Origin of the sequence: Maritimibacter harenae (assembly GCF_009882975.1) — a bacterium.
In the GTDB taxonomy this organism is placed as follows: Bacteria; Pseudomonadota; Alphaproteobacteria; order Rhodobacterales; family Rhodobacteraceae; genus Maritimibacter; species Maritimibacter harenae.
Genome location: NZ_WTUX01000003.1, coordinates 64181 through 64453, shown reverse-complemented (window position 1 = coordinate 64453; position 273 = coordinate 64181). Strand labels below are relative to the sequence as shown.

Annotated in this window: 1 protein-coding gene; it reads right to left on the bottom strand. The window is 66.7% G+C overall.

Translation table 11 applies throughout. From position 1 onward, the window contains the following. Positions 1-253: Gfo/Idh/MocA family protein (locus GQE99_RS21420; protein WP_235917072.1), on the bottom strand; the 253-nt coding region annotated here is incomplete at its 3' end. Between the last annotated feature and the right edge of the window lie 20 nt (positions 254-273).

The following is a 273-nucleotide window of genomic DNA, read 5'->3' as shown; positions in this document are numbered from 1 at the left end:
CCTCGACGTGTTCGGCGTGCATCTGATGCGGGGTCGCGACATAGATTGCTTCCACCTCCGGATCGGCGGCCATCGCTTCCACGTCCGAATAACCCGTGCCGCCGAACTCCGCCTCGAAGGCATCTCGGCTCTCGGCCCGCGGCGCGGCGCAGGCCACCAGTCGCACTCGCGTATCAGCGCGGAAGGTGGGCAGCATCAACATGAATGCGCGGCCGAGGCCCGCCACGCCGATGCGGACGGCGTCAGAGGTCAAGAACGAGTTCCCCCTCTTTG